The following is a 4,708-nucleotide window of genomic DNA, read 5'->3' as shown; positions in this document are numbered from 1 at the left end:
CATAACACGTTCAACCTCAGCGTCATTTACGTCCATGATATCGGCAGCTTTATTTGAGCTCATCGATTTGGTTTGCTCGCGTAAACTTTGTGCCAGTGCACGGCGCTCTTCAAGTGGTTTGCTGAGTAAGAAAGCAATACTGTCTGGGTTTCTGATATTTTGTTTAAATGCCTGATATTCAACATCATCAATACATAACGCATCGCCGTGCATTAACATGAACCGGCTTTGGTTTTGCTCAACAATGACAGGCTCCTGCAGCAATTCACAACCTGTTTGCTGGCAAAAGGTATCCGCGATTAGGAAATCGCGATTGCCATGCAGGCAATAGAGCTTAATGCCTGCTTCGCTTACTTTTTTTAAGGCGTCTTTTATCTCAGCAATAAACGCTGCATCATCGTCATCACCTATCCATATTTCAAAGATATCACCCAATAAATAAAGGCTCTCGGTGTCCTCTGGAAGATGCTGCAGATAATGAAAAAACGCCCGAGCAACCGCCGGGCGTGATTCATCAAGATGTAAGTCTGAGATCAGACGAATAGACATAGATTAGGCGACGCTAACAGATTCTATAACAACAGGTTCACGCGGAACGTCTTGATGCATGCCGTGATTACCAGTGCTGACGGCTTTGATTTTGTCGACGGTGTCTTGGCCGCTAGTGACTTTGCCAAATACAGCATAACCCCAACCTTGTGCATTCTTGCCGCTGTGATTGAGAAAATCATTGTCTTTCACATTAATGAAAAATTGCGCAGTTGCCGAATGGGGGTCCATGGTGCGGGCCATTGCCACGGTATACTCGTCATTTTTTAAACCGTTGTCAGCTTCGTTTTCGATCGGTGACTTAGTCGACTTTTGATTCATATCTGCATCAAAGCCACCACCTTGAATCATGAAGTTATTGATGACGCGATGAAAAATCGTGCCATCGTAGGCGCCTTCTGAAGCATAAGCTAAAAAGTTTTCGACGGTTTTTGGTGCTTTCTCGGCGTCTAATGCTAACGTGATATCACCATAGTTTGTGTGCAAAGTAACCATATTGCATGAATTCCTGTATTGTAGCTGTGTTGTACTGTTTAAAGAGCCGCTATAATACGCGTTTTGCATGTTTCTGCCTAATTTGTTTTTAAGGATTCGCTTTCATGTCTGAGACGAAAGCTAATAATTTTATTCGCAGCATTATTGCTGATGATGTAGCGGCCGGTTTAAAGAAAGTTGTTACTCGTTTCCCTCCTGAGCCTAATGGCTTCTTACATATTGGCCACGCTAAATCTATCTGTACCAATTTTGGTTTGGCCGAAGAGTTTGGTGGCGAATGTAACCTGCGCTTTGACGATACTAATCCAGCCAAAGAAGATCAGCAGTTTGTTGACGCCATTATTGAAGATGTTAAATGGTTAGGTTTCGACTGGGCTGGCGAAGTACGCTACGCATCGAGTTACTTTGATACGCTTTATCAATGGGCAATACAGCTGATTCAAGACGGTAAAGCCTATGTCTGTGAGCTGACTGCAGAGCAGGCCAGTGAGTATCGCGGCTGGGCGACTAAGCCCGGTAAAAATAGCCCTTACCGTGATCGATCGGTGGAAGAAAACTTACGCCAGTTTGAAGCCATGCGAGCTGGTGATATGCCTGAGGGTAGTGCGGTGCTTAGGGCTAAAATTGATATGGCTTCGCCAAATATGAACTTGCGCGATCCGATCTTGTATCGCATTCGCCATGCTAGCCATCATCAAACCGGCGATAAATGGAAAATTTATCCCAGTTATGATTTTGCGCATGGCCAAGAGGATGCTATCGAAGGGGTGACGCACTCGATATGCACACTGGAGTTTCAGGATCATCGACCATTGTATGAGTGGTTTGTTGATAATCTGCCGCTGCCGGCAAAACCACGTCAGTATGAATTTGGTCGGCTAAACATTAACTACACCGTGACCAGTAAGCGAAAATTAAAGCAGCTGGTCGATGACGGTGTGGTTGCCGGTTGGGATGACCCAAGAATGCCAACTATATCTGGGCTTCGTCGCCGCGGCGTTTCTGCTCGCGCGCTACGTAAATTTTGTGACACGCTGGCGGTCGCGAAAACCGACGGTACAGTCGATGTGGCTCAGCTAGAATTTGAAGTGCGTGATGATCTCAACCAACATGCACAGCGTGCGATGGCGGTGATCAATCCATTAAAAATTACGCTGCAAAATTTTAGTGATGTGTCTTCCTCTGAGCAGATGTCATTGTCTATAGCCAACCATCCACAAAATGAAGCCATGGGGACGCGTTCTGTCCCTTTCACGCCTCAGTTATTCATTGATCAAGCCGATTTTTCAACCGATACTAGCTTGGGGCGCAAAAAATTTAAACGTCTAGTATTGGGTGATTATGTTAGATTGCGCGGTAGCTTTGTAATTCAGGCGACAGAAGTTATTGAGCAGCAGGGGCAAATCGTTGAAGTTTTAGCGCAGATTGTACCCGACACGCTTGGCAAGAACCCGCCGCCAGAGCAAAAGCCACGTGGCGTTATTCACTGGGTCTCTGCGACAGAATCGGTTGCGGTAGAGCTTCGTCAATACCAGCGTTTATTCAATGCAGAAGATCCTGATAAAGCCGAAGAGGGCTATTTATCGGTAATAAACCCCAACTCACTGACAGTTGCTCAGGCCTACCTTGAGCCAGCCGCCGCCGCTGCAGCGCCCGAAACCAGTTTTCAATTCGAGCGAGAGGGTTATTACACTGCAGACCGTTTTGATCATGCCGCGTCAAAGCCCGTGTTTAACTTAACGATAAGCCTGAAAGAAGGGTTTTAATTATGCTGCATATCTACAACACCTTATCGCGCCAGAAAGAACGCTTTACACCGATAGAGCCCGGTAAAGTCAGCATGTATGTCTGTGGCATGACCGTATATGACTATTGTCATCTTGGCCATGCGCGTGTATTGGTTGCCTTTGATGTGATAAGCCGTTACCTGCGAGCGAGTGGTTATGAGGTTAACTATGTTCGCAATATCACCGATATTGACGATAAAATTTTACGCCGTGCTGATGAGAATGGCGAGGCGTTTACCGAGCTAACCAATAGGTTTATCGATGCTATGCACGAAGATGAGCGACGTTTGGGGGTTTTGTCGCCCACTGCTGAGCCACGTGCTACCGCTTATATAGACGAAATTATCGCTATGGTGGCAACCTTGATTGACAAAGGTTTCGCCTATGCAGCTGATAACGGTGATGTGTATTTTTCGGTTAATGCGTTTCCTGGCTATGGCGCGCTGTCGGGTAAAAAACTCGAGGATTTAATCGAAGGTGCCAGTGAGCGAACCAATATAGAAACCGATAAACGAGACTCGCGCGATTTTGCCTTATGGAAGCGCGCTGCCGACGATGAAGTATTCTGGCCATCGCCGTGGGGTAACGGCCGCCCCGGCTGGCATATTGAGTGCTCGGCGATGAGCACCTGCTGTTTGGGCAATACCTTTGATATTCATGGTGGTGGGCCTGATTTGCCGTTTCCCCATCATGAAAATGAAATCGCGCAATCAGAAGCGGCTACCGGCCAAAAATACGTTAACACGTGGATGCATGCTGGCGCAGTGCGTGTTGATAATGAAAAAATGTCGAAGTCGCTGGGTAACTTTTTCACGATCCGAGAGATTCTCGATAAATATCACCCTGAGGTCGTACGTTTCTTTTTAATCTCGTCTCATTATCGTTCAAGCATTAATTATTCTGAGGATAGTTTAAAGCAAGCCAAAGCCGGTCTCGATCGGTTTTATCAGTGCCTACAAGGTTTTGAGTCGGTTGATGCTTTACCCCTTGATGAGCTAAAGCAAACCGATAGCTTCGCGCAATTTACAGCGGCGATGGACGATGACTTCAATGTGCGTGAAGCGATTGCTGTGATGTTCGGCTTGGTGAAGTCTATCAATAACGACGATAAGGCAGCACCAAAAGTAGCAGAGCTTAAGGGTTTGGCGCATATGTTGGGTATATTATCGGAGGATCCCACTGCCTTTCTCCAGGCGGCTGGCCAAGAAGAACTTAGCGTTGCATTTATTGAGCAACAAATTGCGCTGCGCACGCAGGCAAAGCTTGATAAAGACTATGCGCTTTCTGATACCATTCGAGATGACTTAAAAGCGCAGGGCGTTGAGTTGATGGATGCCAGAGAAGGCACGACATGGAAGCGGATTTGAGGGTTTAAGCCGCTTTTTAGGTTCGTTTGAGCAGATGTTTCAGTCGGCAGCTTGCTGTTTCGTCTCATCGTGATTTTACTTATCGTCTCACAGCTCGCTTGCACTCAAAAACTATTTTTCACCCAGTTCTGGCTTTGGCTTTGGTCTAAGTAAGGGCTTCAGGGCTTCAGTTTGAATGCGTTTATACACGCTATTATCCTTGTATCTGAAGCTAAGCTGATAATCTTCAGTGATTTTTGACTGCAATGTATTTTCCAATCTCTGATCAAAATACCAAATTTTATCCTTGCGAATAATCCAATCTGGTTCCTGCGCTAGCAGCCGCTGCAGTTCATCGACGGGTTTCGGCTCTGCACCTGGCATAAATTGCAACATAAATGGTTTTGAAATATTGGATGGGTGAAGTACGGCAATACTTAAGGGTTGCTTATTAAGTAGCCAGTAAAGTGGTTTGTGATCGGTTGTATAAATCGTATCTTGCGCTGCCATATTCTTTTGCAAATACTGATT

Annotated in this window: 5 protein-coding genes; 2 read left to right on the top strand and 3 right to left on the bottom strand. The window is 45.9% G+C overall.

From position 1 onward, the window contains the following. On the bottom strand, positions 1–549 hold a 549-nt coding region (locus tag HRU21_11620), incomplete at its 3' end, for a UDP-2,3-diacylglucosamine diphosphatase (protein NRA42937.1). A 3-nt stretch (positions 550–552) separates the two neighbouring features. Beyond that, on the bottom strand, positions 553–1,044 hold the full coding sequence (locus HRU21_11615; GenBank protein NRA42936.1) for a peptidyl-prolyl cis-trans isomerase: 492 nt from the start codon (positions 1,042–1,044) through the stop codon (positions 553–555). A 104-nt stretch (positions 1,045–1,148) separates the two neighbouring features. Between HRU21_11615 and HRU21_11610 the strand changes: the two genes are divergently transcribed. After that, positions 1,149–2,810, top strand: coding sequence for a glutamine--tRNA ligase/YqeY domain fusion protein (locus tag HRU21_11610; GenBank protein ID NRA42935.1), 1,662 nt, complete (start codon positions 1,149–1,151; stop codon positions 2,808–2,810). Positions 2,811–2,812: 2 nt separating this feature from the next. After that, on the top strand, positions 2,813–4,198 hold the full coding sequence (locus tag HRU21_11605) for a cysteine--tRNA ligase (GenBank protein ID NRA42934.1): 1,386 nt from the start codon (positions 2,813–2,815) through the stop codon (positions 4,196–4,198). Positions 4,199–4,309: 111 nt separating this feature from the next. Here the strand turns inward: HRU21_11605 and HRU21_11600 are convergent, their stop codons facing one another. After that, the gene (locus tag HRU21_11600; protein NRA42933.1) at positions 4,310–4,687 is read right to left on the bottom strand and encodes a hypothetical protein; all 378 of its coding nucleotides are present in this window, start codon (positions 4,685–4,687) and stop codon (positions 4,310–4,312) included. Positions 4,688–4,708: the final 21 nt, after the last annotated feature.

This window comes from Pseudomonadales bacterium, from assembly GCA_013215025.1.
GTDB lineage: Bacteria > Pseudomonadota > Gammaproteobacteria > Pseudomonadales > DT-91 > DT-91.
This window is presented reverse-complemented; position numbering and strand designations above follow the sequence as displayed.

Excerpts from the sequence above, each read along its gene's own strand:
- HRU21_11605 (NRA42934.1), top strand. The coding sequence starts at position 2,813 with ATGCTGCATATCTACAACACCTTATCGCGCCAGAAAGAACGCTTTACA.
- HRU21_11600 (NRA42933.1), bottom strand. The coding sequence starts at position 4,687 with ATGGCAGCGCAAGATACGATTTATACAACCGATCACAAACCACTTTAC.
- HRU21_11610 (NRA42935.1), top strand. The coding sequence starts at position 1,149 with ATGTCTGAGACGAAAGCTAATAATTTTATTCGCAGCATTATTGCTGAT.
- HRU21_11615 (NRA42936.1), bottom strand. The coding sequence starts at position 1,044 with ATGGTTACTTTGCACACAAACTATGGTGATATCACGTTAGCATTAGAC.